Annotated in this window: 22 protein-coding genes and 2 pseudogenes; 13 read left to right on the forward strand and 11 right to left on the reverse strand. The window is 41.1% G+C overall.

The window, feature by feature from the left end; all coding sequences use genetic code 11:
• Positions 1 to 570: 570 nt before the first annotated feature.
• A complete protein-coding gene (locus tag V7L12_RS24135) occupies positions 571 to 699 on the reverse strand; it encodes a hypothetical protein (protein WP_335088173.1) in 129 nt (42 codons plus the stop codon).
• 328 nt (positions 700 to 1,027) lie between these two features.
• Here V7L12_RS24135 and V7L12_RS24140 point away from each other — a divergent pair, with 328 nt between their 5' ends.
• A complete protein-coding gene (locus V7L12_RS24140; protein ID WP_104908003.1) occupies positions 1,028 to 1,750 on the forward strand; it encodes a response regulator transcription factor in 723 nt (240 codons plus the stop codon).
• A gap of 80 nt (positions 1,751 to 1,830) precedes the next feature.
• On the opposite strand, the gene V7L12_RS24145 is transcribed toward V7L12_RS24140, so the two are convergent.
• Positions 1,831 to 3,195: a lipid-A-disaccharide synthase-related protein gene (locus V7L12_RS24145; RefSeq protein WP_335088175.1), complete on the reverse strand. Its 1,365-nt coding sequence runs from the start codon at positions 3,193 to 3,195 to the stop codon at positions 1,831 to 1,833.
• 140 nt (positions 3,196 to 3,335) lie between these two features.
• On the opposite strand from V7L12_RS24145, the pseudogene V7L12_RS24150 reads away from it, so the two are divergent.
• From V7L12_RS24150 to V7L12_RS24160, 3 genes and pseudogenes are all read left to right on the forward strand, one after another.
• Positions 3,336 to 5,415 (forward strand): annotated as a pseudogene (locus tag V7L12_RS24150) (BamA/TamA family outer membrane protein).
• A gap of 291 nt (positions 5,416 to 5,706) precedes the next feature.
• The gene (locus V7L12_RS24155) at positions 5,707 to 7,941 is read left to right on the forward strand and encodes a hypothetical protein (RefSeq protein WP_335088176.1); all 2,235 of its coding nucleotides are present in this window, start codon (positions 5,707 to 5,709) and stop codon (positions 7,939 to 7,941) included.
• Positions 7,942 to 7,954: 13 nt separating this feature from the next.
• Positions 7,955 to 10,264, forward strand: a complete 2,310-nt coding sequence (locus V7L12_RS24160) for a COG1470 family protein (RefSeq protein WP_335088178.1) — start codon at positions 7,955 to 7,957, stop codon at positions 10,262 to 10,264.
• 196 nt (positions 10,265 to 10,460) lie between these two features.
• Here the strand turns inward: V7L12_RS24160 and V7L12_RS24165 are convergent, their stop codons facing one another.
• Positions 10,461 to 11,663 (reverse strand): FtsW/RodA/SpoVE family cell cycle protein, encoded by a 1,203-nt coding sequence (locus tag V7L12_RS24165; RefSeq protein WP_334823163.1) that lies wholly within the window; start codon positions 11,661 to 11,663, stop codon positions 10,461 to 10,463.
• A 334-nt stretch (positions 11,664 to 11,997) separates the two neighbouring features.
• On the opposite strand from V7L12_RS24165, the gene V7L12_RS24170 reads away from it, so the two are divergent.
• Positions 11,998 to 12,345 carry a hypothetical protein gene (locus V7L12_RS24170; protein ID WP_335088180.1) on the forward strand — a complete coding sequence of 116 codons (348 nt, stop codon included), beginning with the start codon at positions 11,998 to 12,000 and terminating at the stop codon, positions 12,343 to 12,345.
• 80 nt (positions 12,346 to 12,425) lie between these two features.
• Here the strand turns inward: V7L12_RS24170 and V7L12_RS24175 are convergent, their stop codons facing one another.
• From V7L12_RS24175 to V7L12_RS24190, 4 genes and pseudogenes are all read right to left on the reverse strand, one after another.
• Positions 12,426 to 12,632: a phycobilisome linker polypeptide gene (locus V7L12_RS24175; protein ID WP_094349821.1), complete on the reverse strand. Its 207-nt coding sequence runs from the start codon at positions 12,630 to 12,632 to the stop codon at positions 12,426 to 12,428.
• 222 nt (positions 12,633 to 12,854) lie between these two features.
• A complete protein-coding gene (gene apcB, locus V7L12_RS24180) occupies positions 12,855 to 13,343 on the reverse strand; it encodes an allophycocyanin subunit beta (RefSeq protein WP_104908010.1) in 489 nt (162 codons plus the stop codon).
• A 65-nt stretch (positions 13,344 to 13,408) separates the two neighbouring features.
• Positions 13,409 to 13,897: an allophycocyanin subunit alpha gene (apcA, locus tag V7L12_RS24185; RefSeq protein ID WP_334823156.1), complete on the reverse strand. Its 489-nt coding sequence runs from the start codon at positions 13,895 to 13,897 to the stop codon at positions 13,409 to 13,411.
• 397 nt (positions 13,898 to 14,294) lie between these two features.
• Positions 14,295 to 17,588: pseudogene (locus tag V7L12_RS24190) on the reverse strand (phycobilisome rod-core linker polypeptide); the annotation flags it as partial.
• Positions 17,589 to 18,138: 550 nt separating this feature from the next.
• Between V7L12_RS24190 and V7L12_RS24195 the strand changes: the two are divergent.
• The gene (locus V7L12_RS24195) at positions 18,139 to 18,357 is read left to right on the forward strand and encodes a hypothetical protein (protein WP_335088184.1); all 219 of its coding nucleotides are present in this window, start codon (positions 18,139 to 18,141) and stop codon (positions 18,355 to 18,357) included.
• Here V7L12_RS24195 and V7L12_RS24200 read toward each other — a convergent pair.
• Positions 18,346 to 19,080 (reverse strand): 2-phosphosulfolactate phosphatase, encoded by a 735-nt coding sequence (locus V7L12_RS24200; protein ID WP_335088186.1) that lies wholly within the window; start codon positions 19,078 to 19,080, stop codon positions 18,346 to 18,348. The two genes, V7L12_RS24195 and V7L12_RS24200, sit on opposite strands and share 12 nt — an antisense overlap.
• Positions 19,081 to 19,290: 210 nt before the next feature.
• On the opposite strand from V7L12_RS24200, the gene V7L12_RS24205 reads away from it, so the two are divergent.
• From V7L12_RS24205 to V7L12_RS24225, 5 genes are all read left to right on the forward strand, one after another.
• Entirely contained in the window at positions 19,291 to 19,467 is a 177-nt protein-coding gene (locus V7L12_RS24205) for a type II toxin-antitoxin system HicB family antitoxin (RefSeq protein WP_335088188.1), read from the forward strand.
• Positions 19,468 to 19,491: 24 nt separating this feature from the next.
• Entirely contained in the window at positions 19,492 to 19,665 is a 174-nt protein-coding gene (locus V7L12_RS24210; protein ID WP_335088190.1) for a hypothetical protein, read from the forward strand.
• Positions 19,662 to 20,081: a type II toxin-antitoxin system VapC family toxin gene (locus V7L12_RS24215; protein WP_335088192.1), complete on the forward strand. Its 420-nt coding sequence runs from the start codon at positions 19,662 to 19,664 to the stop codon at positions 20,079 to 20,081. The genes V7L12_RS24210 and V7L12_RS24215 overlap by 4 nt, the downstream gene beginning before the upstream one ends.
• Before the next feature lie 65 nt (positions 20,082 to 20,146).
• Positions 20,147 to 20,497: a type II toxin-antitoxin system HicB family antitoxin gene (locus V7L12_RS24220; protein ID WP_335088194.1), complete on the forward strand. Its 351-nt coding sequence runs from the start codon at positions 20,147 to 20,149 to the stop codon at positions 20,495 to 20,497.
• 152 nt (positions 20,498 to 20,649) lie between these two features.
• Complete coding sequence (locus V7L12_RS24225) at positions 20,650 to 20,931, forward strand: type II toxin-antitoxin system VapC family toxin (RefSeq protein WP_442947918.1); 282 nt, start codon at positions 20,650 to 20,652, stop codon at positions 20,929 to 20,931.
• Between the two features lie 188 nt (positions 20,932 to 21,119).
• On the opposite strand, the gene V7L12_RS24230 is transcribed toward V7L12_RS24225, so the two are convergent.
• Genes V7L12_RS24230 through V7L12_RS24240 form a run of 3 tightly spaced genes read right to left on the reverse strand, consistent with a single transcriptional unit; the run spans position 21,120 to position 23,894 of the window.
• A complete protein-coding gene (locus V7L12_RS24230) occupies positions 21,120 to 22,445 on the reverse strand; it encodes a helix-hairpin-helix domain-containing protein (RefSeq protein ID WP_335088197.1) in 1,326 nt (441 codons plus the stop codon).
• Positions 22,442 to 23,224: a PP2C family serine/threonine-protein phosphatase gene (locus V7L12_RS24235; protein ID WP_335088199.1), complete on the reverse strand. Its 783-nt coding sequence runs from the start codon at positions 23,222 to 23,224 to the stop codon at positions 22,442 to 22,444. The genes V7L12_RS24230 and V7L12_RS24235 overlap by 4 nt, the downstream gene beginning before the upstream one ends.
• A 10-nt stretch (positions 23,225 to 23,234) precedes the next feature.
• Positions 23,235 to 23,894 (reverse strand): vWA domain-containing protein, encoded by a 660-nt coding sequence (locus V7L12_RS24240; RefSeq protein ID WP_335088201.1) that lies wholly within the window; start codon positions 23,892 to 23,894, stop codon positions 23,235 to 23,237.
• Positions 23,895 to 24,144: 250 nt separating this feature from the next.
• Between V7L12_RS24240 and V7L12_RS24245 the strand changes: the two genes are divergently transcribed.
• Entirely contained in the window at positions 24,145 to 24,561 is a 417-nt protein-coding gene (locus V7L12_RS24245; RefSeq protein WP_334909352.1) for a XisH family protein, read from the forward strand.
• Entirely contained in the window at positions 24,549 to 24,878 is a 330-nt protein-coding gene (locus V7L12_RS24250; protein WP_335088203.1) for a XisI protein, read from the forward strand. The genes V7L12_RS24245 and V7L12_RS24250 overlap by 13 nt, the downstream gene beginning before the upstream one ends.
• Positions 24,879 to 24,893: the final 15 nt, after the last annotated feature.

A 24,893-nucleotide genomic window follows, 5' to 3' on the forward strand; every position in this document is an offset into this window, starting at 1 on the left:
TCTCCAATCTGGTTAATTTACCAGACTCTGATAACTAAACTTCTAGCAAATGACCAATGTCCGGCAAAAAATTAGTAATTAACAAGCAGATACAGCTGATATAAAGTAAAATAAAATACTTTAACAAGCTTAAAACAATTGTAGATGAGTGAACAAGCCACCGTCGTCAGTCATTGGTGAGAGTTGCATCCCATTATCGTGTACCATAAGCTTGAACAGTTTTACCTATCAGGTTAGTTAGACCAGGTAAATAAAAAAGTAATATCTATAGCTATTTGTGAATCTGAAGTAATCCTACCTCCTGAAATTTCAACAATTTTCTTAGCGATCGCCACATCTGTGTTAGTATTTATCCAGGTAAATCGAACTTATAGATGTTCGAAAAAGTACCAAACCTTAATGCCGAAGAAAGGTTCCTGACAAAATTTAGGCAAAAATTCAAAACCTAAAAAGGGAGAAGTTCGCACAGAGGGTTGGTATTATATCCTGTGAGAAGTCAGACGAACAAGTTCGCTACCAAGAACTACGAATTACTTTGCTGTTGGTGATTCCACCAAATTTTAACGCTACCTAATTCCCTTCCATGAGGATCTCTATTGGCTCTATCAATCGGATGAATCCCAAGGTTTGATTAAAAATCGCTCGAAACCATCGTTCACTTTTTCGTAAAGCAACTTTCACCCGCTGTAATTGTTTCATTTTCGTAAGCTTTTTTTTAAGTTTGATCCAAAATAATACTAATTAACGAATGGAAAATGGCAACTCAAAGCTGAATTATCAACAAAGAGCAGCAATTTGGCATTCGTTTCAATATTTCATACTTTTTGTGTAAGTATCTATATATCTCCAGCTAGATTTGTCCTCTATCTAAATATAAAAATTTGGGATACTTGTTATTTCTATCGGTGGATGCAGACAGGTTAAAATATCATCTATCTTTAGTTTGGGAAAATAAGAGATATAAGAGATAATAGTTACAAAAGGCGATACTTTGAAAGATGCAAACAGCGCAAGAGTGAGTGTAGCGATGAATGAAATTAGTATTATTTTAATTGAAGATCATGACTTAACGCGAATGGGGCTACGAGCAGCATTACAGTCTCATAGTGCATTGAAAGTAATTGGGGAAGCCGCAAATGCTACCCAAGGATTAAAACTTTTAGAAACGGCAAAGCCAGATGTAGCGGTAGTAGATATCGGCTTGCCTGACATGGATGGCATCGAACTCACTCGTAAATTTAAACGCTCCCAGGCTGAAAATGGGCAATCTACTACAAAGATTCTCATCTTGACAATGGATCATACAGAGGATGCTGTACTTGCAGCCTTCGCAGCTGGCGCTGATTCTTATTATATGAAAGAAACCAGCATCAGTAAATTAACTGAGGCAATTCAAGCAACTCACGGCGGTAACTCTTGGATTGATCCGGCAATTGCCAACGTGGTATTGCGGAAGATGCGCCAAGGTATTCCAGGAGAAAGTCAAGGTTCTGACAAGCCGAAGACTGTAAAAATTGAGGCACTGGCAACAGAATACGAGCAAGTTTTGGAAACATACCCTCTGACTCAACGGGAACTGGAAATCCTAGAGTTAATTGTAGCTGGGTGTAGTAATGGGCAAATTGCCGAGAAACTCTATATTACAGTTGGTACTGTAAAAACCCATGTTCGTAATATTCTAAATAAACTATGTGCTGATGACCGTACTCAAGCTGCTGTGAGGGCCTTACGTTCTGGGTTGGTAGCGTGAGGGACTAGGGACAAGGGAGATGAGGGGGACAAGGGGATAAGGAGAATAACCTGCCACAATGCCCCATACTCACTGCCCCATTATCCAAATTTTTCCCGCAAGCAATTAGCAATACGTAGTGCGGCTCCCGGTTTGCCCATGCGTCGCCCACCATTTTCAGCAATAATTTGCAAATTATCAGGGTTTTTAAATAGGGATTGTACAACCTTCGCTACTTCTGCTGGTTGATCGATTAAAATCAAAGACGATCCGAGAAGACGACTTTGAGATTCAGCAAAGCCAGGGTTGTATTGTGGTCCATTACCGGGAATCGCGATCGCAGGTTTGCCTAAACCGATAAACTGTTCTGTGGCTGTACCTGCCATTGCGATCGCTAAATCTCCCAAATGCAAGCAATCATTATAGGCTTGTTGTGTCAATAGCAGATAAGCATTTCTTTGTTTAAATGTCAAAACATTTGAATCGCGAAGTTTGATAGGAGATGCTGATTCAGCGCGCCAGCCTTGGGATTGCACACTTTGGGATAAAATATTAGAGTCTAAACCAGGAGCGATCGCACCTAAAAACACTACTTTGTTAGAACTATAAAAGATTGAATCTCGCTGTTGAAAACTTGCCATCAATGCAGATACGGCAATCATAATTGTTTCCCAGTTCGTGTATGCTTCTGGCGGACGAGAACCAGGAAGAAGAGTCACTACAAAAGGTCGAACTGTCTCTTGCTGTTGGATATTCTGACTATAAAATTGTTGGCGTGAAAACGTCGGTTCTAGACCATCCATCATGGGATTACCCAAAGAAAAAGCTGGAATTGGCCATTGTTTTAATATTTCCGCCGTTAGCGCATCTCTAAGGAACACTGCCTGACAACGGCGACGACTCATTAACCAACGTTCCCAAGGATGGTAAACTGAACCAGAAAAGTTTTCCCAAGCTGGGTGTTTAGATTTTCGTGGTAATAATCCAGCTTCATCTCGCACATAATATTCAGATTTTGCCGTACCGACAAAAGCATAGTTAGCGCCACTGAATGTTGCAAACAATAGCGGGACAATATCTCCCACTGCTAAAATTGCTCTTTTATTACCTAGTTTTTTTTGAGAACTTACCCAACGGCGGATAGCTTTAATTTGGCTGAGGGTAAGTTGCAATAAACCACCGCGTACATCCCGCGCCAATTGGCGGCCATCCATATAGATAAAGCCGCCAGAAGGCATAGTCAGGACTGAACCGATAAAGGGGATATCCAACTGTTCATAAGCACGTCCTTCACCCACCAGAGGTAAAGCAAATATCTCTGGTGGGTTTGGTTGTCGTTGGAGTTCTTGCAAAATCCGAACTGCAATCATATCTTCCCCATGACCATTACTTAATACAAGTAACTGCAAAGGAGAAGTTGCAGATTGGGAGTTAGAAGCTAGGGATGACCGAGATAGATTACTCATAAGAAACAAAATATCAAAATTAACTGTCTGTTTGGGTAAGAGGTATAAATAGGGAAATCGACGAGGAAGCTGGAAGTTAGTATTATCCCTATTCGCTAGCGTCTCTACAACTAACTCCCAGTTAATTAGGTTAAATATTTATGCGAGTTTCTGCTACTGCAATTTTTACTTTAGCTACTTTAGCTACTGGCAATTTTACTCAGCAAGCAACGGCTGCACCTGCTAAAACCGTTACTCCAACTGCAAAAGCTGGTAACTTGGTGGTGCCGATAATTGAAGACACTCCCGCACGAGTAGAGACAATTGCTTCCCCAGAAACTATAGTTGCACAACAATTTTCCCAAAATCCCGTCGCCGTGCAAACAGGTGCGAACAAAAATTCCTCAGTAGTCTTAAAATCAACAGACAAAGGAAATTCATCAGTAACGCTTCCTCCCACTCCCTCTTTTTCCCCTTCATCCCCCAAAACTTCTGCGACTGAAGGCGATTTGGTAGTCAGAGCTACAGATGTACAGGTGGTGGGAGCCAATCAAGAATTACAGCAAATCATTCGCCAGGTAATTAAAACCCAGGTGGGCGGAGAAACCAGTCAAAGCCAGCTACAAAGAGATGTAACAACAATTTTAAATACAGGTTTATTTAGCAGTGTTAGTGTGAATAGCTTTAGCACACAGGCTGGATTGAATGTAGTATACCAAGTCCAGCCTGTGATTGTGCAATCGCTGCAACTATCTGGTGCTAAAGTACTTACCTATCAACTCGCCCAACAACGTTTGCAATCTCAGATTGGAACCACTATTAGTCCCAGTGGACTGCAACAAGCAGTAGCACAAATTAACAAGTGGTACGCCGACAATGGTTATAACTTAGCACGGGTGCTATCAATTAAACCCAGTTCTCAAGGCATTCTCACTGTGAATGTCGCTGAAGGTTTGGTGAGTGATATCAAATTTCGCTTTGTCAACGATGAGGGTAAAACCGTTGATAGCAAGGGTAATCCCGTTGGAGGACGCACCAAAGTAGATTTCCTCCAACAACAACTCAAGTTGAAACCCGGTCAAATTTTCCAAGAAAATGTCGTTAAACAAGACATCCAACAGCTATATCGTACTGGTTTATTTGAGACTGTGAATGTTGCCTTAGAAGGAGATGCAACAAAACTTGATTTAGTCTATCAACTCAAAGAAACTGGGGCACGTGGTGTTAACTTGGGTGGTAGTTACAATGTCGATCAGGGATTGGTAGGTACAATCAACTATCAAGATCAGAATGTCGGCGGTATTAATGATACTTTCGGTGTGAATCTTGGTGTAAGTAGCCGAGACTTGCAGTTTAATACCAAATTTACCAGTCCCTATCGGACAACTAACCCCGATCGCTTGGGCTACACTGTAAATGGTTTTCGTAGTCAGGAACTTTCGGAAACTTTTGATGACAAGATTAAGTTAGCTAACGGCGACAAAGTGCGAGAAGGTCAAATTGGCGGTGGTGTCAGCTTGCAGCGACCAATCGACGACTGGAATACCTCATTAGGATTAAATTATACCCGAACTAGTATTCGCGATCGCCAAGGCAATATTACCCCAACCGACGCTCAGGGCAATCCCCTATCTGCGAGTGGAACTGGTATTGACGACCTAACTACCGTATCCTTCACCGCCACCAAAGACCAACGCGATAATCCCCTCAATCCAACTCAAGGTTCCGTTTTGAGTCTGAGTACAGAACAATCTGTGCCCATTGGTGAAGGTAATATTTCCCTCAATCGCCTCAAAGCTAACTACAGCCAATATTTACCAGTGCAGTTATTTAACAGCAAACAGCCACAAGTCTTTGCGATGAATGTGCAAGCTGGTACTGTCGTTGGGAATTTACCGCCTTACGAAAGCTTTAACTTGGGTGGTTCCAACTCAGTGCGCGGTTACGATTCTGGAGAAGTTGGCAGTGGTCGCAGTTATGTGTTGGCTTCCGCAGAATACCGTTTTCCCGTCTTACCAATTGTAGGCGGTGTATGTATTGTTTGCCGACTTCGCCTCAGATTTAGGCTCTGGTGATACTGTATTAGGAGATCCGGCAGGTGTACGAGATAAACCAGGTTATGGTTTTGGTTATGGGGCAGGAGTGCGATTAAATTCACCACTAGGCTTAATTCGGGCTGACTATGGCATTAACGACCAAGGAGAAAGCAAAGTGCATCTGGGAATTGGGCAGCGATTTTAATTTGAGTTAAGGCGTTGCTGAGAGGTCATATCCTGAAATTAAATATGCGTTATCCAGAACCCTTGTAGAGACGTAGCACTGCTACTGTCTCTACATTCTTTTTGGTCATATCTCTATTAGTGATCGCCTTTGAAAATGACTTTTATAAATTGGCCAATTTATTACACAATATTTAATAGTATATAAATTTCAATAATCAAAGGAAAAAAGTTATTGTCACGTTTTCACGAGACATTAATTTTTTAATAGTGCTAGTCATGCAGAATATAAAAAAATATTATAAGTAATAGCATGGAAAAAAGTGTTATTAATGCCAGCCTTTCTACTCAGAACCTAACCTTTCGTCCAGGTGATACTCCAGTATCATTTGAGGTAACTGTCAATAATGACAGCGATCGCTTCGTCAATTTTCAGATAGAAATTACCGCAGCTGGAGAAATCCGCAACACAGGATATCGCTGGTATAAACTCGAACCAGAGGTAGCGGCAGCCAAGCCACCGGGCAGTAGTACTATCTTCCAAGTTATCGTATTCAATACACCCATTCCAGGATTTGTTGGTACTGTCAACCTGATGGTAAATATTTTTTCACCGCAACTAGCACAACAGTGCAGACTTGTGCTACGCCTGAAAATCGAGCCAGACAACAGACCAACACATTTAAGTGTAGAATTGCCTGTACGAGAGTTCCAAGTTTATCCCCGCAATTCTGTCGATATACCAGTACGGGTACGGAACTTGGGACAACAACCAACTGAGGTAATGCTACGTTTTACAGGCGTTGATCCGTCTTGGCTAGCTGGCAGTGCAGAACGGCGATTATCCTTAGATTCAGGTGGTTTAGCAGAAGCTACATTCCAATGCCAACCTCCTTCTGTAGTGCAAGCGCCTAGTCAAAATTACCCTTTTACTATTGAAGCTGTTAGCAATAATGGTTATCCAACTAATGCTGAAGGCAACATTGAAGTTTTGCCAGTGGGTTTTATAGACTTTACTACCACCGAAAAACACCTGAAAATTCCCAGTAAATCGGCATGGTTGCCTGACTGGAAATCTGATACAGCTTCCTTTGAATTACTATTTAAAAACGCTAGCAACCTCAACCAGCAAATTAATGTACAGGTGCAGGGTAGAGACTGGCGAAAATGTAGTTTTAAAAAGCTTCCCGAAACCGCCAATCTCCATCTAGGAGAGACAAGTAAAGTCATCCTCGATGTTAAAACAAAACGTCCTTGGGTAGGAATCGGTAAAACTTTGTTGCTGGAGGCTAAATCAGAATTATCCGACCAACGTTTAGGGAGTACAGACCCAGCCACGCAGACATTAGAAGTAAAGACTCTGCCAATTATACCTTTATGGCTACAATTGGCTGCGATCGCACTATTAGCCGCACTCCTAGCATTAATCCTGCAACCAAGAGGTGTAATGCATACCCGTTCTGTCAACTCAGTGCGTTTTAGTGGCATTGGTTTATCTGTGGTCAGTGGCTCAGATGATTGCACCTTAAGACTTTGGAGAATTGGTGCTAATAGCTTAGACCCTGATGATACAGTAAAATACGCTGGGCAGCCCCTTGCTTGCGATCAACTGCAACAGCCCAAAGGCTTGATGGCGATTACCGATGACGCTGTAGAAGTCTTGCGCTTCATGCCGTTACAAAATAATCGTGTTGCTGTTGGTTTAGATAATGGTGTAATTGAACTCAGAGATGTCCCATCAGGTGCCAAGATTAGCCAACTTCAAGACCTTAAAGATCCTAAAGCAAAAGGCGATCGCGTTTTTGACCTAGTTTTCACCTCAAACTCACTTAACTTATTCAGTGGGTATGGCAGTGGTAAAGTCAGACTATGGTCAAGACCAGCGCCTAACAGCGATTTTCTCCCAGAACCGCAAGTTATTGACGTACAAAGTAGATTGAAACTCTCAGGTTTCCAAGTCCGGGCATTAAATCTCAGCCCAGATGCAAAAACTCTAGTAATTGCTGGAAACTTTAAGCGTTTTATATTGTGGCAGTGGAATCAAACTCAATCTGATAAACAATCCCCAAGTTTCTCAGTGCAAAATCTAGAAAAACTAGACCCATTAGTTGGGCCTGAAGACTATATTTGGGGATTAGCTTTTGTTCCTGACTCAACAGGAAAAATCCTCGCAACTTCTGATTCTGCGGGATTTATTACGATTTGGGATTTAAATCAGTGTCAAACTATCAAAAATCCGAATCCGCTAGAAAAAGTAAATGAACTTAATTGTTCACAACTAGACCGTTGGTCAGCAGCAAAAACATCTGTGCGGACTCTAGCATTTAGTGACGATGGTAGTCTCTTAGTAAGTGGTGGCGATGATGGACGAGTCGTAGTTTGGTACTTAACTCCCGAACATAAGCTTGACAAAACAAGAGCAGCAGAAGGTAAAACAATTTACCAAAGCTCTAAAAAAATCAATAGTATCGACTTGAAAACCAATCAAGGAACCATGATTGTGAGTGGTGGTGAGGATTTTCAGGTCAAATTACACCGCATCAAATAAGGGAATCAATGACATGCAAGCTAAATTCAATCCACTGCAAGTTATTATCAACCCACCTGGAATTCAATTTGGGATGCCAGGAGATACGATTGAACTCTATATTGTTGTAATCAATCAGGCAGATCAGAGTGCGGTTATCGACTTATATTTTGTTTTTGACGAAGTATTTCAAAATTTAACCGGTTGGTCTAGTTCTCCTAGAGAAAGTTTAGCATTAGCTCCAGGGCAAAATAGTGACGAAGTAAGATTTGAGTTTCAAATCGCCGCAAATGCTCTCCCAGGAACCTATGACTATACACTAGTCGTAGATTCTCCTCTACATTATCCACAAGATACTCCCATAACTTTCGCAAACCAAATTAAGGTTCTGCTAAAAGAACAGACCGCAATTCGGGTGAACGACCCGACATTTTCCATTAGACCTAACACCAACCCCAACAAACCGTTAATTTTCAATCCTAGTGAGCCTCTGCAAGTGGAGGTAATAGTTGACAATCGCTCTTATCTCGTAGACAGATTCCGCTTGAGTTGTCCAGATTTAGATGATGACTGGTTCACAATTAATTATCCTGCAACTGGATTTGAGGGGCCAGGATTAGTATCTGACGTGACTGCATTAGAACTCAATCCTGGTACTCAAGGTCAAATATTGTTGAAATTTCACCCACCTGGGGATACCCTTGCGGGAAGCTATTCGCCGACAATCCGCTTGTATTCAGAAAACTCTCCAGACTTAGTACTGCTGGATTTGGTGTATATCCAAATTCCAACAAATTATCGCTTAGATATAGAACTTAATACCATCTTGGGACAAGTTAGCCGTAGCCTTGGCAAGTACGAGTTATCACTAGCTAACCAAGGCAATATTGTCCGCGAACTGATATTAAACTTAAAAAGTCGAGACGAAGAAGAACTATATACTTACAAATTTGATCCCACTGAAGTAAGATTATTACCTAATAGAAGTGCTGTAGCCAATTTGACGGTCAAACCCAAACCTTGGTGGCGACGACCGTGGTTTGGTGCAGGGCTAGCGGTCAACTTTCAACTCAACATCAAAGACCAACAAAATTTACCCCTACCAAACACACTGCCTCAAGGAACTTTGGTATGGAAACCCCGTCCTTGGTGGCAATTTCTTCTGTTAATTTTGGCAATTTTGGGGTTATTGGGAGGGATAGGATTTATCATTTGGCGAATTTTAAACCCCGATCCTTTGAGATTAGAAAATTTTAGTGCAAATGACTCTCAAATTACTGAAGGTGATGAAGTAGCTTTAAACTGGGAAATTCACCACTATAAACAGTTAAAAAAGTTAGTTTTGACAGCTAAAGGTTCCCAACCTATTCAACCTATTACTTATGACTTTAGCAATGGCATTCCTGAAACACTGGGTAAAGGAAGCGCTAATGAAATACCTCCTTGTCAGGTGCAAGATAAACAAGAGCTAATTTGTAGCAACGTTAAAACTGGAGTGAAAACAAAAGGGAATTACACTTTTGAGTTACAAGCCTTTTATCGCAATGGTATACAAATATTTTCCCGAAATAACCAAGTAGCACCGCCGCAAACTACCCAGGTAAAAATTGCGGAAAAACCAATTGCATCAGTAATTGATTTTCAGCTAGATAAGCCACAGTATACAAAAGCTGAAAATATTCTTTTTAGTTGGACAATTGCACGTCCATTATTGCTATCACAACTTCAGGTTGCTGGCAATGCAGATGATGGTACATCTTATGGTGAACCAGTTACCTACAAATTTAATCAAGGCAATATTACAGACCCTAAACTTAAAAAACTATGTACACAACAAAATCAACAACTGCAATGTAAAAATATTCCTTTAGTAGCAAATAAAGTGGGAAACTTTGCATTTGAAATCAAAGCTGTTTCTAATAATGGAAGCGGCAAAATTAATTCTAAAAAAGCTGAATCAAAAATTCAAATATTACCCAAACCATTTAAGATTGTCTATTTTAAAATCAACGGTAGTGAGCAACCAAATTTGGTTCTCAATGAAGGGACATCTGCTATTCTGAGTTGGAGAGTAGAGGGAGAAAATATTCAGGTTAAACTTTTACCATACGGCAATGACGTTCCAGCAGTTGGTTCAACGAAGTTTCCAGTCAATCAAGCCTTCCCCCCTCAAATCGGACTGCTAGTCAATGATATATCTGGTAAGCAACAACCCCAGCAAAGAGGATTTGCAATCACAGTACTCAAAAAAGTAGAGCCTACTCCTATACCTGGCATTAACCCAATTCCATCTATTCTGCCACCTAGCAATAGCCCATTTAAGACTCCCTTTCCTCGGAGGTAACTTTTTGAGCGATGTCAAAAGCAGAGATATATGAAAGTTGCAGATTGCCTCCAAAATCATCTTCTATGCAACGCCTCAATCCCAAAAATAAAGACTCGTGCTAGAGTAGCTGATTATTGCTTGTTTTATAGTCTTCCATAATCTATTCAATTCCTGCAAAGAGCGTAAAACTTTGTCTATCGTAGCTTTTGCTAGCTCAATTCCTGGTTTTATGAAAAGCTCGGCGTCTGCTCCCATTTTCAAGCAGAGGTTTTCGCAACGGTACTACCTCAGCTTCACTACTCTCACGTGCTACCCGAATCAACAACCCAGCAGCTATTAAGCTGGCAATCATGGAATTACCACCATAACTAAACATGGGCAAAGGTAAGCCAGTAGTTGGTAGAGAACCTGTAGCAACACCGATGTGGAGCAATGATTGTCCTACCATCAAAGTCGTCACACCGATCGCTACTAATCTATGTACTATATTTTTAGCCTTCAGCGCCACAACTAATCCGAGAGTAGCGAATGTAGCTAAAAGTACCAACAACACCATACTGCCAACAAAGCCAAATTCTTCAGCGAACACCGCAAAAATAAAATCAGTATCCTGAATTGGTAAATAAAACAGCTTTTGTTGAGAAAGCCCATATCCAGCTCCCCAAGTTTTACCAGAACCGACAGCTAGTAGACTTTGCACCAACTGGTAGCCATCTCCTGTAGCATCCGCCCAAGGATTGAGGAATGACATCACCCGCTTACGCTGATACTCTTTAATACTAATACTGAGTAGTGCCAACATTACTCCACCAATTGCTGTTCCTCCCAGATACTTGTAAGGTAAGCCAGCTGCTAAAGCAATTAGCCAGATAGTCATGCCGCAAAGTCCTGTTGTACTCAAGTTAGGCTGGGCAAGAATCCCTAAAAGTACCAGACCAAAAACGCCCAACCAAGCCAAGCGAACCCGCCAACTAATTCGTTCCCACTGACCAAAAAGCCGCGCACTTTGCAACACCAAAAAGGGTTTAATTAGTTCTGAAGGTTGAATCGGAATTGGCCCGATCGCGATCCAACGCGCTGCATCAAAAGCCTTTTTTCCCAATCCTGGGATCAGTGTGACAAAAATTAACCCCAAAAACAGCAACAAAAACCAATGGGATAATCCCAAAATTTTCTGCAATGGCGAATTAACAATAATATTGAATCCAATTAAGGAAACTAAGACCCAAAGCAGTTGACGTTTAAAGTAGTACAACCCATCATTCTGACGGGCATCAGCGACAGGATATGATGCTGAAAATAGCATGATCAAGCCGACGAACAGCCAAATCAAGGTTAACCAGCGCAACAACCGCGCTTCTAATGCCCAGTTGGAGACTGAACTATCAAAAATTGGAATCAGGCGGCGTAGATTCACGATCGGTACAGGTAAAAAATTAGAAATTAGGAGTTAAAAATAAAACTCATAAATCATAACTTATAACTTATAAGTAGGCTTTACAACCATAAATCTTTAAGTTGTCAACTTCAATACACTGCTCGATTAATGTTTCTAACAAATTGAGTTAGCTACCATACCCGTATAATACCAGCAAGCTACGCGTAGCGTCTTGTAGAGAAGGCATCGCTAATCCACATTAAAAAAATTTTATACTCAGTAATTAACATCATCATGACTTAATTAAGTATTGGTAATTCCTCAATAGGATATGCAGGTGATGTCAGACTTCGATGAAGGCCTGGATATTCCGATGGTTGTCTGCTACATAGAAGCACAACTACAACACGGCACAATGTACTTTAATGATGCCCGTGGATTGCATCAAACAGTAAGAAGAAAAGCAGAAGGTCTAAGAATTTCAGTAGATTTCCGGTTCCGCAGGAAATTCAATGAAGCTTACCGGGCAATGGTAGCACCTAATATTGGTGGTATTGAAGAAGATATGAGTGTGCCATATCAAAACTGGCTGAAGGTTGGGAAAGAAACGCTAATTGTGTTTGATGAAACTGTTGAACAGGCTAAGAATAGACAGAATCCTAACGCTCCAGTTCCACTTTATACTAGAGGTTATCGTCTTTTAAATATGTTTAACTTTTGATTTGCAAAAATCTAAGCCATAAAAAAGAGGTCTTTCTCGACCTCTTACCAATTCCCTAAAATAATATTCTATTTACAAAATTACGACAAGCCAGTATTAGCGCCTTGCTTACCAGTTGCCAGTTCCACCTTAATGATTGTGCCACCTGCTTTTTGAATGCGTTGCTGTTCGCGGAACCAGTTTTCATAAGGAACTAGCTTAGTAAAGTAAGTATTTTGCAGTTCGCGTTGGGTACGAATTCGGGTTTGGCTGGGAACTAGAGCAGTAATTTTAAACAAACGGGACATATTTTGAAAATCTCCTGTATACCTTGTGAAAACTTTTTTATCTCAAAATCTTGAGTGCAAATCTTTTAATCATTCAAAGGCTGGAAATCAAACATCAATACTAGACCACCAACACTCATCACTGATAATTTACCAAGATAAGCAATATAACGTTCTAGTACTCACGGTTGATTTCCAGACCTTAATAAAGCCGCACCTAAATTCTTAAGCGCAAACTAGTTCTTAGCTTAAGCCAGAGGAGATATAGTCTAAATAAACGCCCATTTCCTTACCAGCATCAGAACCTACCAAACTGGCGGTTACTTCTTTGATTGCTTGGATAGCTTGTACGGTAGCACCGACGGGAACACCTAAGGAGTTATAGGTTTCTTTCAAGCCATTGAGCACACGCTCATCTAGGATGGAAGGATCGCCAGCCAACATAGCGTAGGTGGCATAGCGGAGATAATAGTCCAAATCACGGATGCAAGCAGCATAGCGGCGGGTGGTGTACATATTGCCGCCGGGACGGGTGATGTCAGAGTATAGCAAAGATTTTGCTACAGCTTCTTTAACGATCGCAGCAGCGTTAGCGCTGATGGTGCTAGCAGCACGTACCCGCAGTTCGCCAGTGGAGAAGTAGCCTTTTAGCTTCTCTAAAGCAGAAGAGTCTAGATATTTACCTTGAACGTCTGCGGAGTTAATGACAGCGGTAATTGCGTCTTGAGCCATGTTGTTAATTCCTTATTTCCAACCGTATTGCAATACTTCTGTTTAAGTAGGTAAACAGCTTTACCCTATCCTAGAAGGGCACCAACTAGGTAGTCGAAGTAGCCAGCAGCTTCACTAGCGTCATCACCAGAGAGCAGTGACGCAGAGCTATTCTTCAGCCCGCGGATACCTTCAGCAACACCATCGATAGGAGTTCCCAAGGACTTGTACAGTTCACGGGCACCAATAACACCAATTTCTTCGATGGGGGTGACATCACCAGCAACGATACCGTAGGTAACGAGGCGGAGGTAATAATCTAGGTCACGCAGGCAAGTAGCAGTCAATTCTTGACCGTAAGCGTTACCACCAGGAGACACAACATCAGGACGCTTTTGGAACAGTTGATCGCCAGCTTGCTTAACGAGCCGTTCGCGATTTTCTGACAAAACTTGAGCAATCCGCACACGGCGCTCGCCACTTGCAACAAAGGACTTGATCCGATCTAACTCACCAGGGCTGAGGTAGCGGGCTTCTGCATCAGCATTCACGATAGCTTTCGTGACGATACTCATTAATGGATTCCTCCAATACTAATGAAACCAGGATTTGATTAAACTGGTGCGACTTTGAGTTTGGTTTACTGAGTTTGTTTTCTCGTTCTTTTAGACACAACAGTTTTACAACTGCTACGGCTAATAAATTACGAGTTTGCTTGAGTCAACATAAGTACACAAGCTTTCAAACTCAGTTACCTTCCGCAAAACATTTTCCGGCATTCTGTTGAGCATTTATGACTGCTCTTAATACTTTGTAATATTGCTTTTCAGAATTTACTGTTTTAACTGCAATCTGAGAGCGGTATTACGAAAGGTTAAGAAGGAGACAGGGGAAAGGTTACAGGGGACAGGGAACAGTAAATAATCTGTACCCTATTCCCTATTCCCTACTCCCTACTCCTTAATCAACCGCGACACTACCGAGATAGTTATCTGCCAGCAGAGATGGGAAGCGGTTGTAAGGCACAACATCTTCACCGAAGTAGCGGCTATATTCTGGACTTTCGACTATTGCTTCTACAGTAGCTGACAAACCACTATTGGTTAGCAAGTTGTTGTATTGGCCAATTTCTTCCTGAGTTGCGGGTGTACGCCCCAACAGGTGACGGAAGAGGAACTCAATGACCTTGGTATGAGGATAAGGTGATAAGAAGCGCTGGCGATAGATTTGAGAACTAGCGAGTTCACGCACAAACTCCCGCACGGAAATTTCACCATTTTGGAGTTTGCTATCTAGGTCAGTGCGACGGAAATTATCAGGCACTTCACCGCTAAATACATCCAATACTTGACGATAAATGGCGTTGATTGCCTGTTGTTTTTCGGCTTGGTTGGCGTTTTCTGTTAGACGGTAAATGCGTGCATGTTTACGCACACCCTGTTCCACGGATAGTCCGCTACCATCGTTGTAGGAACGACCCAGTTCAGCAAAGGATGGCTGACCATTTGTTTGTGCTGCGATATCTGCGATCGCCTGTATCGAAAGCGGTGTATCGTTACTAATTCCGACACGGGCTTGTACTGGCTTAAAGCTTGGTACAACCACGTCATCGTTTTGCTTGGTAAGCTGGTTGTACAGCTTCTCTGTATTCGGGAAGTTTGCCGCTGGGAGGGTCGGGAAGCGACGGTAAGGCACTGTATCTTCACCAAACACCTGGTTATATTCCACACTATCTACCAAAGCACCAATAAAGGCACGAATACCTTGAGTAGCCAAAATCTGGTTATACTTGCGGATTTCTGCTTGGTCTAGTGGCGCACGTCCCAAAAAGTGTTTGGTTCCCAACTCAATCACTTTGGTATTGGGGTAAGGTGTGTAGAACTCTTTCAGGTAGAGGTTAGAGTAACCCAAACCTTCAATAAATTCCTTCACACTAATTTCGCCATTCCCCAGCTTGCTTTCCCATTTGGTAAATTCGTTTTTGGCGATGTAGGGTGCAATATCCCGCTCAAAAATCTGACGATACGCAGCACTAATCAAAGTTTTGACTGCAACTTTATCACTGGTATTGGCCACCAGCTTAAAGATTTTGGTTTGTTCTCGTTGCTTGCTGACACCTTGGTTAATGCGGAACTGAATATCTGGTTCTGACCGCTTTTCTGTCACTGTACCCAGTGTCACAAAGCTCGGTGTTACTTCCTTCTGGATTTTTGCCGCAATATCATCACGAATGCTACCAACGCGCAATTGTCGCCCTGATACACCACCAGGAGTCAGATACCGTTCGTAAGGAATTGTATCTTCACCAAAGGCTTCGCTGTATTCTACGCTGTTAATAATGGCATCAACCACTGCGTAAAAGCCCTGTTTAGCAGCGATATCAAAGTACTTGTTGATTTCTTGACGACCATAAGTCGGACGACCCAACAAGCGACGGTGAATATACTCGATCGCTTTACAAACATACAGCGATGACCAGTACAGGTTGCGGAATACATCCGACTTAGCCAAAGCACGGATAAATTCGCGCACCGAGATATCGCCGTTTTCCAGCTTGATTTCCAATACCTTCGGGCGCTGACCTTCGTAGAGATCGCGACCGAAAACTTGCAGGTAAGCAGCTTTAATCAGAGCTTGCGTGGAGCTTTCGGAGTATTTGATGCTAGAATTTTTGGCAGCCTTTTTACCTCTAGTACCAGGCAGTTGGTCTAATTTGAACACCTTGGGGCCAAGGGTACCAGGAGCTTCACCCCGCGCCCTGGGATTACTATTTTGGTTATTAATCCCTGCTCCTTGGTGAATCAGGATGCGTTTGGTATCCTTGCTAAAAGGAGCCGGACTGGTACTGGGGTTGCGAGTTTCTTTCGGGAAAATCGCCCCAAACTGAATTTCCAAGGGGTCATTACCAGAACCGTAGGGATGTTGATCTGGTAGCGGTTGCTCGTAAGCTGCAAATGTGGTGATGAACTGAGGTATCTTGCGGAAAGGCGCACTGTAGTTAAACAGGTCTTGCTGCGGCCCCCAGTTGCGACATTCTTGTGCTTCTTGACCCAGACCCCGCAGGTAGGGTACTGTTTCTTCACCAAAATAGTCGCTGTATTCAGCAGAATCTACTAAGGCATCTACTAAGGCTGGTAGACCACCGTCAGAAATAATCGAGAAGTATTTTTGTACTTCTTCGCGGCTACTTGGCCCCCGTCCCAGAATGTGACGGAAAGCTAGTTCGATGACTCGGCTGTTAATAAAAGGCTGGTAAAACTGTTTTTGGTAAAGGGGAGATTTAGCTAGACGACGGACAAACCCCTTCATGGAGATGTCGCCATTTTTTACCTTGGATTCTAGGTCAGATACGGACAAGCTATAAGCACGGGTAATGTCGCGCTCAAAGATTTGCCGATATGCGGCCTTGATTACCTCATTTTTTTCACTACTTGATAACCCAGTCTTCATCACAAACTTGGGACGCCGTTCTGCCGCATTAAAGTAAATTTGCGGTAGTTCCAACCCTTGCTGGTCGCTAGAGGGACGTTGGCGGACTTTGTTTGAAGGTGTGGCTGCTTTGAATTCTGTTAACAAAACATCCATGTACTGAGACACAATCTCTGTAGCCTCAGCATCGTTGCGGAAAAAGGAAAGTGACCCGGCTTTGATTTCCTGCAAAGCTACTAGCGTTGCTTCACCAGAGCAGGCATTTTCAATGATTTCCCGCAAACCCCTTGTATTCACCGCTATGATGTTGGGGTCGCCAGCAATGATCGCATAACTAGCGTAGCGCAAGAACCAGGATAAATCCCGCAAGCTCTTGGCCATGTTGCTTGGCCCATATCGAGCAATGTTAATTGGTCTGAAACCTGGAGGTGTCGGGCCACTGGGAGATGAGTTAAATATTGATCGTAAATTTTCTAGGAACCCACCACGACTTTCAACGTAGGTTACAGTTCCCAGTTGGATCCCTTGCTGAACGTTAGCACCAGCACTAACAGGTACTATTTCTATCGCTCTGGGCTTTTCTAAAAAAGCCATTGGCGAACCACCAACAAAAATCCGGTTGGCAGCCCGAGACACAATAATCTCGGCATTGTCCGTCAACGTCTGAGAAATTTCTAGACGCTTTGCACCAGACGCAAAATAGCTTGCCAGTTCATCTAGTTCACCGTTTCCCAAGAAGCGGTCTTGCTGCTCCGCTTGGGTAATTGTGGATACAGGTAGGGTTTGATATAGTTGCGGACGCGCAACCGAGGTTCCACCACTCGCCTTAACACTCATCGGATTTGTAAAACTCCCATCATAAGCGTTTATATGTTAAGTCTGGATTGTTTTGAGGCTTGACACATCGCTGTGTCTATGCTAAACGAGCTTGAGAGTATTGCCTGCAAAACTGCCAGTAAATTAACCCAGTAGCTTTTAGATTAAAACGTTTTGCGTTCTCAAGGCGGATTTATTAAGAAGTATGTACAACCTGTATCTTAAATATCTCCAGTCTTAAAAGTGCATACTACAATTTGTCTGAGATTAAGTCTAAGTTTTGTAACTGTAACTAAGTAGTAGGTCAGGAACTGTCTACTGATTTATTTTATTTATTTAAACCCATAGGCGCTTCGCCTTCCCGCAGGGTAGGGGTGCAGAGGTACGCAGAGAGTTTACTACGAATTAATAAATGTTGTACTTAGTCACTGGGCAGTGGTTATTAGTCGATGTTAAGTTGTTTTTGCGACTAAATAACTCATATTCGCAATTGACACCGCACGGGAAGTAATTCTTAAGTTGTGGAAGTTTAATCTGCAAATAGTCAGTATTTACATACAGGGAAAATACTATGAACAAAAGTTGTAAATTTAACTATTTATTCAATGCTACCCTATCTGCGATCGCAGTTATTTTGGCTGTCACTCCGGCAAATGCGCTTCCCGAGCAAAATATCAGCACCGTTGTGAAGTGGGCAAAGACTAGACCTCAACTACCAACTCTGAGATACAACAGCGAAGCCCACAGCTACGAGGGTAATTTTTTATTTGGAAGTCTCTTAAGCCTGTAGCATGTAATTTACATAAGCATTATCAGTAAACAAAGGCACACAATCACTAATATTGTAGGCGGCAGATAGTTCAACATCTGGCTCAAAGCCTTTTTCAATCAACTCTTTACCCGAACTACATTTTTTCAAATACCCCAGTAAATCCTGCTGGAAAGCCTGAAATGTTGTCACAGCAACTTCGGCTTCTAGTGATAGACTGCCATCTAAATAACTGAGAATTGCCCCAGCACCAATCAAATCTTCAAATGCAGGGCGTAAGCTACCATCATCTTTCCACCTCTCACCAGCAGGAATCACAGCGATTTTATCACCATACTTTTGAGCAAACTGCGCTACAGCTTGGCAATTTCGCAAGCAACCAGCCAAAGTTGGTGTATTCCCTGTATGTAAAGTCAAAAAAGAACCATTAGGTGATGGTAAAACTAGTCTAGTTCCAGCAGGAATCTGAGCCACCGATTTTGGCGAAAGAGAATATCCAGTGGTAGTCCAAAGTTGTCTATGACTTGCCAACTCTGCTTGTACTGACTTGGCATAATCTATGACAGATTCATCTCTCATTGCGTAGGGAAAAATTATTGCGCCGTTGTTGGTGGCAATTTCCACGCAGGTAGAAAAAGAGAGAATGTCAACTATTACAATTACATCACTGATAGGAGCGAGTTGAGCAACTCCTTGTGTCCCCCATTCACAGCGTAAATTAAACTCTGATTGATTGTAAATCATTGGAGCGATCGCAAAAGACAATATGATAAAAATCAAACCATAGATAAGTAAGCTAGTGTAAATAATTAAAGGTTTGTAGCCAGCACAAAACGTGCTAATTTGAGAGCTTCAGCCTATCTACAAGACGCTACGCTAAGACTACGAACTAAAGGTTAGTAGTAAGTAGATCAGCAGTTATAATCAATATAAAACTTTCAGGTTAAAAATATTATGAATTTAACTGTAAAAACTTATCCTAACAATCCTGCACCCAAGTTAACTTATGATGTGCTGATTGAAAATCAACAAGATGGCGGAGTTAGTGCGACAGTACTAGGCTTACCAGATTTTAAAGGCTTTGGTGTGACTAAAGAAGAAGCAATAGAGAAACTAATTCAACTTTTATAAGAGCAAAAACCAGAAATAGTGACTTTGGAAATTGAACGTCCCCAAACCGAACATCCTTGGATGAAATTTGCGGGTATGTTCAAGGATGATCCGCAATTTGACGAGATGCTGGCATATATAGAAGCTGATCGTCGTGAACTTGACGCACAAATGGAGGAATATTATCGGCAACTTGATGCGGAGAATGAAACTAAGTGATATGGATACTTGATACAAATCACGTCTCACTTTTTCAACAGAGGCATCCAGTTGTCACGCAGCGTATCAATGCAGTCAATCCTGAAAATATTGTCATAACAATAATTACAGTTGAAGAACGACTGTGTGGGAGGTTTAATGTAATCATAAAGGCTTCCTCATCTGATGCATTGCTATTAGCTTACGCAAACTTACAGGCTACTTTAGAGTTTTTCAAAAATGTGCGATCGCTAGGATTTAACCAGTATGCTATTAATTGTTACGAAGACTTGATTCGTCAAAAAATCCGCTTTGGCAATCAAGATTTATGCATTACGGCAATTACATTGTTGGTGAATGGTATTTTAGTAACCCGCAACTGGAAGGATTTTGAGAAAGTTCCTAATTTGGGTTTAGAAGATTGGACTATATCTTAATTTGTTTAAAGCCTAAATTGACCTATATGTTTTAATAAATATAAAACTTAAAATATAATAATATTATGAATTTAACTATAAAAACTTATCCTAACAATACTGTGCCCAAGTTAAATTATGATGTGCTGATTGAAAATCAACCAGATGGTACAGTTAAAGCAACATTGTTAGGTTTACCAGACTGTCAAGGTTTAGGAAATACAGAAACAGAAGCGATAGAAAAACTTAGTCAAAGTTTGCAACATCGTTTAGAATCTGCCAAGATAGTCACTTTAGCAATTGAAGTACCCCAAGTAGTAGAAAACCCTTGGTTGAAAATAGCTGGTAAATATAAAGATGATTCGCAATTTGATGAGATGCTGGAATATATAGAAGAATACCGACGTGGATTAGATGAAAAAAGGGAATTAAGGTAAATTTAGATGTGAATAATCTAAGAATACTAGATACGGATCACCTATCTTTGATCCAAAGGGGTAATCCATCTATTAGAAAGCGATTAAATACATTTAATCCTCAAGATATTGCCATAACTATTGTGACGGCTACTGAACAAATACGGGGAAGAATGAATACTATTAATAGGGCTGATTCCTCAGGTGAATTAGTCTTAGCTTATGCTAGATTACAAGATACATTAGATGATTTAAATAGTATTAATATCCTACAATTTAGGGAAGATGCTGGCAACATTTATGCTGAATTAGTTAGGCAGAAAATTCACGTTGGCACTCAAGATTTACGCATTGGAGCAATTATGCTGTCAATGAATGGGATTTTAGTTACTCGCAACCGGAAAGATTTTGAAAAAGTGCCTAATTTGCTTTTAGAAGATTGGACTATATCTTAATTTTGTGCGATCGTTAGGATTTAACCAGTATGCTATCAATTGTTATGAAGACTTGATTCGTCAAAGAATCCGCATTGGTACTCCAGATTTGCGCATCGCGGCAATTACGCTGTGAGTGAATGGAATTTTAGTAACCCGCAACTGGAAGGATTTTGAGAAAATGCCTAATTTTAGTTTAGAAGATTAGACTATATCTTAATACGGTTCAGTTTACGACCCAAAGCACATAAAAATATAATTAAGCAACTATAACAAAACCAAGCAAACATAATATACCAATCAAAAATAAAGCACAATAATAATCCAATCCCAACAATCCACGCAACCAAAACATTTCTACTAATTGGCTGATGAAAATAATGAATATTAGTAACTTTCCCAACTACAGTTATTATCTTTTGTTCTTGATTAACCAGTTCTAGGGTCTTAGTCGCTGCAAAAACTTTAGCCTGTGATGTTGATTCAATAAAAGCAGCTTGTTTTGGTCTAGCAAAACCAGGAAATATATCAATACCAAGTTTTGTAGAGCGATCGCACCAATAACACTTACCATAATTTCGGCTGTAATAGTGGCTGTCTACCTTTCCACAGATAGTTAACTCATTGACAGCAAGTCTGAGCGCCTTTACCCAATCCCTAGCAGTTGGGCGCAAGTTAGAATTTTTATAGCCATCGTTAAAGCATCTGAGAAAACACCGCTGAACCTCTGGGTGAACAATCTCAAGAGGAATTGTTATATCTACAGGTTGAATCAAACTATTTGGTGCATACAGCCATAAACCATCACGGATACGATCATTAGCTTCTGGAGGTTCTCCCGCACCTATCCACTTTCCTGTAAAAGGAGTTTGACCACCAAACAACAACTGATAGATAATCACTGCTAACCGGAAGCGATCGTGTACTTCGGTTTGATCAATGCTAGAAAAATCTTTATCAATCAGTTCCGGTGGTGTAAAGCCCTCTGAACCAACTAGACAACGATAAACCTTATTATTTTTTGGATTCCGAACCTGAAAAGAATCAGTATCAATAATTGAAGGTAAGGCGCGATCGTTTACAAGAATATTTTGCGGCTTGATGTCACCCAAAACATAGCCAGAAATGTGAATTGCTTCAATAATTGAGGCGATATTCAGCGCTGTTGTGTGGAGAAAACGCCAATCAACATCAAGTTTCAAAGTCTTACGGCGCTTGAGGTTGTAAACATCAATAAGTTCTTTTCCCTCCTTAATTTCCGGCATCAAAAAGCCCACACAATTAGCCTGAGCATCTTTCAGTACCGACTTAGGCCAAGCAAAAGAAATATGATTGAGGTGAGAGTTTGGCTCTTTGGGTCGGTGCATTATCATCACCGCCAACTTTTGCACATGCTCAGGAGTTGGCGAGTGGTAAATTTTCGCTAAGTAACCATTGCGATTAGTTCGCCAAATTTTACCTTCACCACTATCAGCGATCGCTTCACCCAGCAGAGTAATCGATTGTCCCGTACTGGTACAGGTGAGAACTGTCATTGAATTTTACTCTCATCAAACAAGCACAAAAGTAAAGTTTTATCATCGTCAGTGCGAGAATTTAGCCGTTCAGAGTTGAGGAATTCCGTCAGATATTTATCATCCTCCTCTGGATTAACAGTTTCGTGCAAGTATTCCTCCAAAGGTTTAAAGAAAGGTGAGAAAGGTTCCCAGTCGCTCAAGCGAATTGCTACTTTTTCGAGTCCATCAGTGGAAGCACAAATAAACTCTTGTTTTTCATGAATAACCTTTACCTGCATTTCTTTTACTGCATTTGCTGAAGTGATAAAAGTCGTTTCATTAGCAAACTCGCCTTTATCTGGCTGAAATAACAGTTGATATTCTGAATCTTGAGAACGCACCACAATAAACCCATCCCCGATTTGCATAGCTGCAAGCCAGTCAGGAGTTGCCACGAAAATCAACAATGTACAAGCTAAATCATTGACAGAATAATCTCCTTCATCTGCTTGCTTCTGTAATTCTGTAATAACTTGGTTCACGATCTTAGCAAACACTTTCTGAGCTTCTTCTTTGTCAAGTGGTTGAGAAAAAGCTTGCTTATGAGGAAATTCATTAATATCAGAAAAGTATTTCAGTACTGTTTCTACCGCCAACTTAGAACCAACATCAGAATGTTTAGCACTACCAGCACCATCAGCAACAGCACCTACAATCACATCATTAAAGATGCGATAATTCCCATAATCTTGACAAACTATCCCCTGCTTTTGATGACTTGTTCCAATCTCTGAACGTGCAACAGCTTTCCAATTCACAAAATTTCCTCTAACTAGTAATTTGACCCCATCCCATAGTCGGTAAAGCTACAGCTTGTCCTACTTTGGCACTAGAAACCCGTTTCATCGAAGCAGAAAGCCAGACAAACAACTCACGAAAATCTAAGCCATTGAGCATAATTGGTGGACGTTCAGGAACAGAAATTTGTTTGAGAATATTCATATCAGCACCCTGTACACCAACCGCAAAAAATGAAAGTCGGCGTTGTGCTTCTGCTTCTCTGATCCTTTGCGCAGCTGGCTGCCAGGAGTCATTTGGCTCTCCATCTGTAATCAAAAATACCCAAGGGCGATAATAGAGAATACCGTTGTCTTTATAAGTCTGTTTCCGATTTTCTAGAAAATCCAAAGCATACTCAATCGCCGCACCCATTGGGGTTAAACCACCTACTTCCAATGTAGGCGGTGTAAATTGGTCAATCGTCACAAAGTCTTGCGTGAGTTTAACTATGGGACCAAAGGTGATCATAGCCACTTCCACACTCAGCGATGCTTGGGAATCTTTTAGTACATCTGCTTTGAAAGCAGCAAGTCCTCGATTTAACTCTTGGATAGGCTGACCTGACATAGAGCCAGAAGTATCAAGTAACAGAATTACAGGGCAACGATTTTCTGGATTTTCAAGGAATTCAGGCATTCCTATAGCCATTGAATACTCCTGACTAAGTAAATTATTATACAAAATAACAATTAAATCTTATTAGCTAATAAATACTTAAACACTAGTGTTTTTACTGAAACAACTTTCCTGCTTAAAATATATGGGCTGATGGCGATCGCAATTATCTGTATACCTGAAGTGTTCCGCATTCGCTAAACTCAGAATTGCTGCAATATTCCTCCTGAAATGTCAGACTTCCAAACCGTTAGCGCTGCTGTTGCCAGACTTTACGATATCTATGCCTTCTAAAGATATATTCCATCAATCTGTTCGCACTGCTTTAGAAAAAGATGGTTGGATGATTACCCATGATCCACTACATCTGAAAGTTGATGACATTGAATTTTTTGTAGATTTAGGAGCAGAAAGACTATTAGCAGCACAAAAACAAGGTCAAAAAATAGCTGTAGAAATTAAATCCTTTGTAGGTGCATCAGAAGTAACGGAATTTCATCTCGCTTTAGGTCAAACCTTGAATTATCGGCTAGCATTAAAAAAAGAAGAACCAGAACGTATTTTATATCTAGCTATTAGCCAAGATACATACCAAGACTTTTTCTCACGTCAATTTATTCAAGATTCTTTAAAAGAATATCAAATTAAACTTTTAATATTTAATTCTTTAAGTCAGGACATTGTTTTATGGAAGGAATAAATTACTCTCAAATTATTCAAGATATTTTAAGTAACCATTCAGCTAATGACGTGGCTAATGGCACAGAGGTTCAATTGTTGTTTGACGCAGAACGCCATCATTATCAAGTCTTAAATATTGGCTGGAAAGAACAACGGAGAATTTATGGGGTTATCATTCATGTTGATATCAAAGACAAAAAAATTTGGATACAAAGAGATGGTACAGAAATCGGTATCGCTAATGAATTAATTGCTGCTGGAGTACCTAAAGAAGATATTGTATTAGGATTTCATGCTCCTTATAAACGCGAATTTACTGACTTTGCTGTTGGATAAGTAGCAGTAAATAAG

Origin of the sequence: Nostoc sp. (assembly GCF_036918245.1) — a bacterium.
GTDB lineage: Bacteria > Cyanobacteriota > Cyanobacteriia > Cyanobacteriales > Nostocaceae > Nostoc.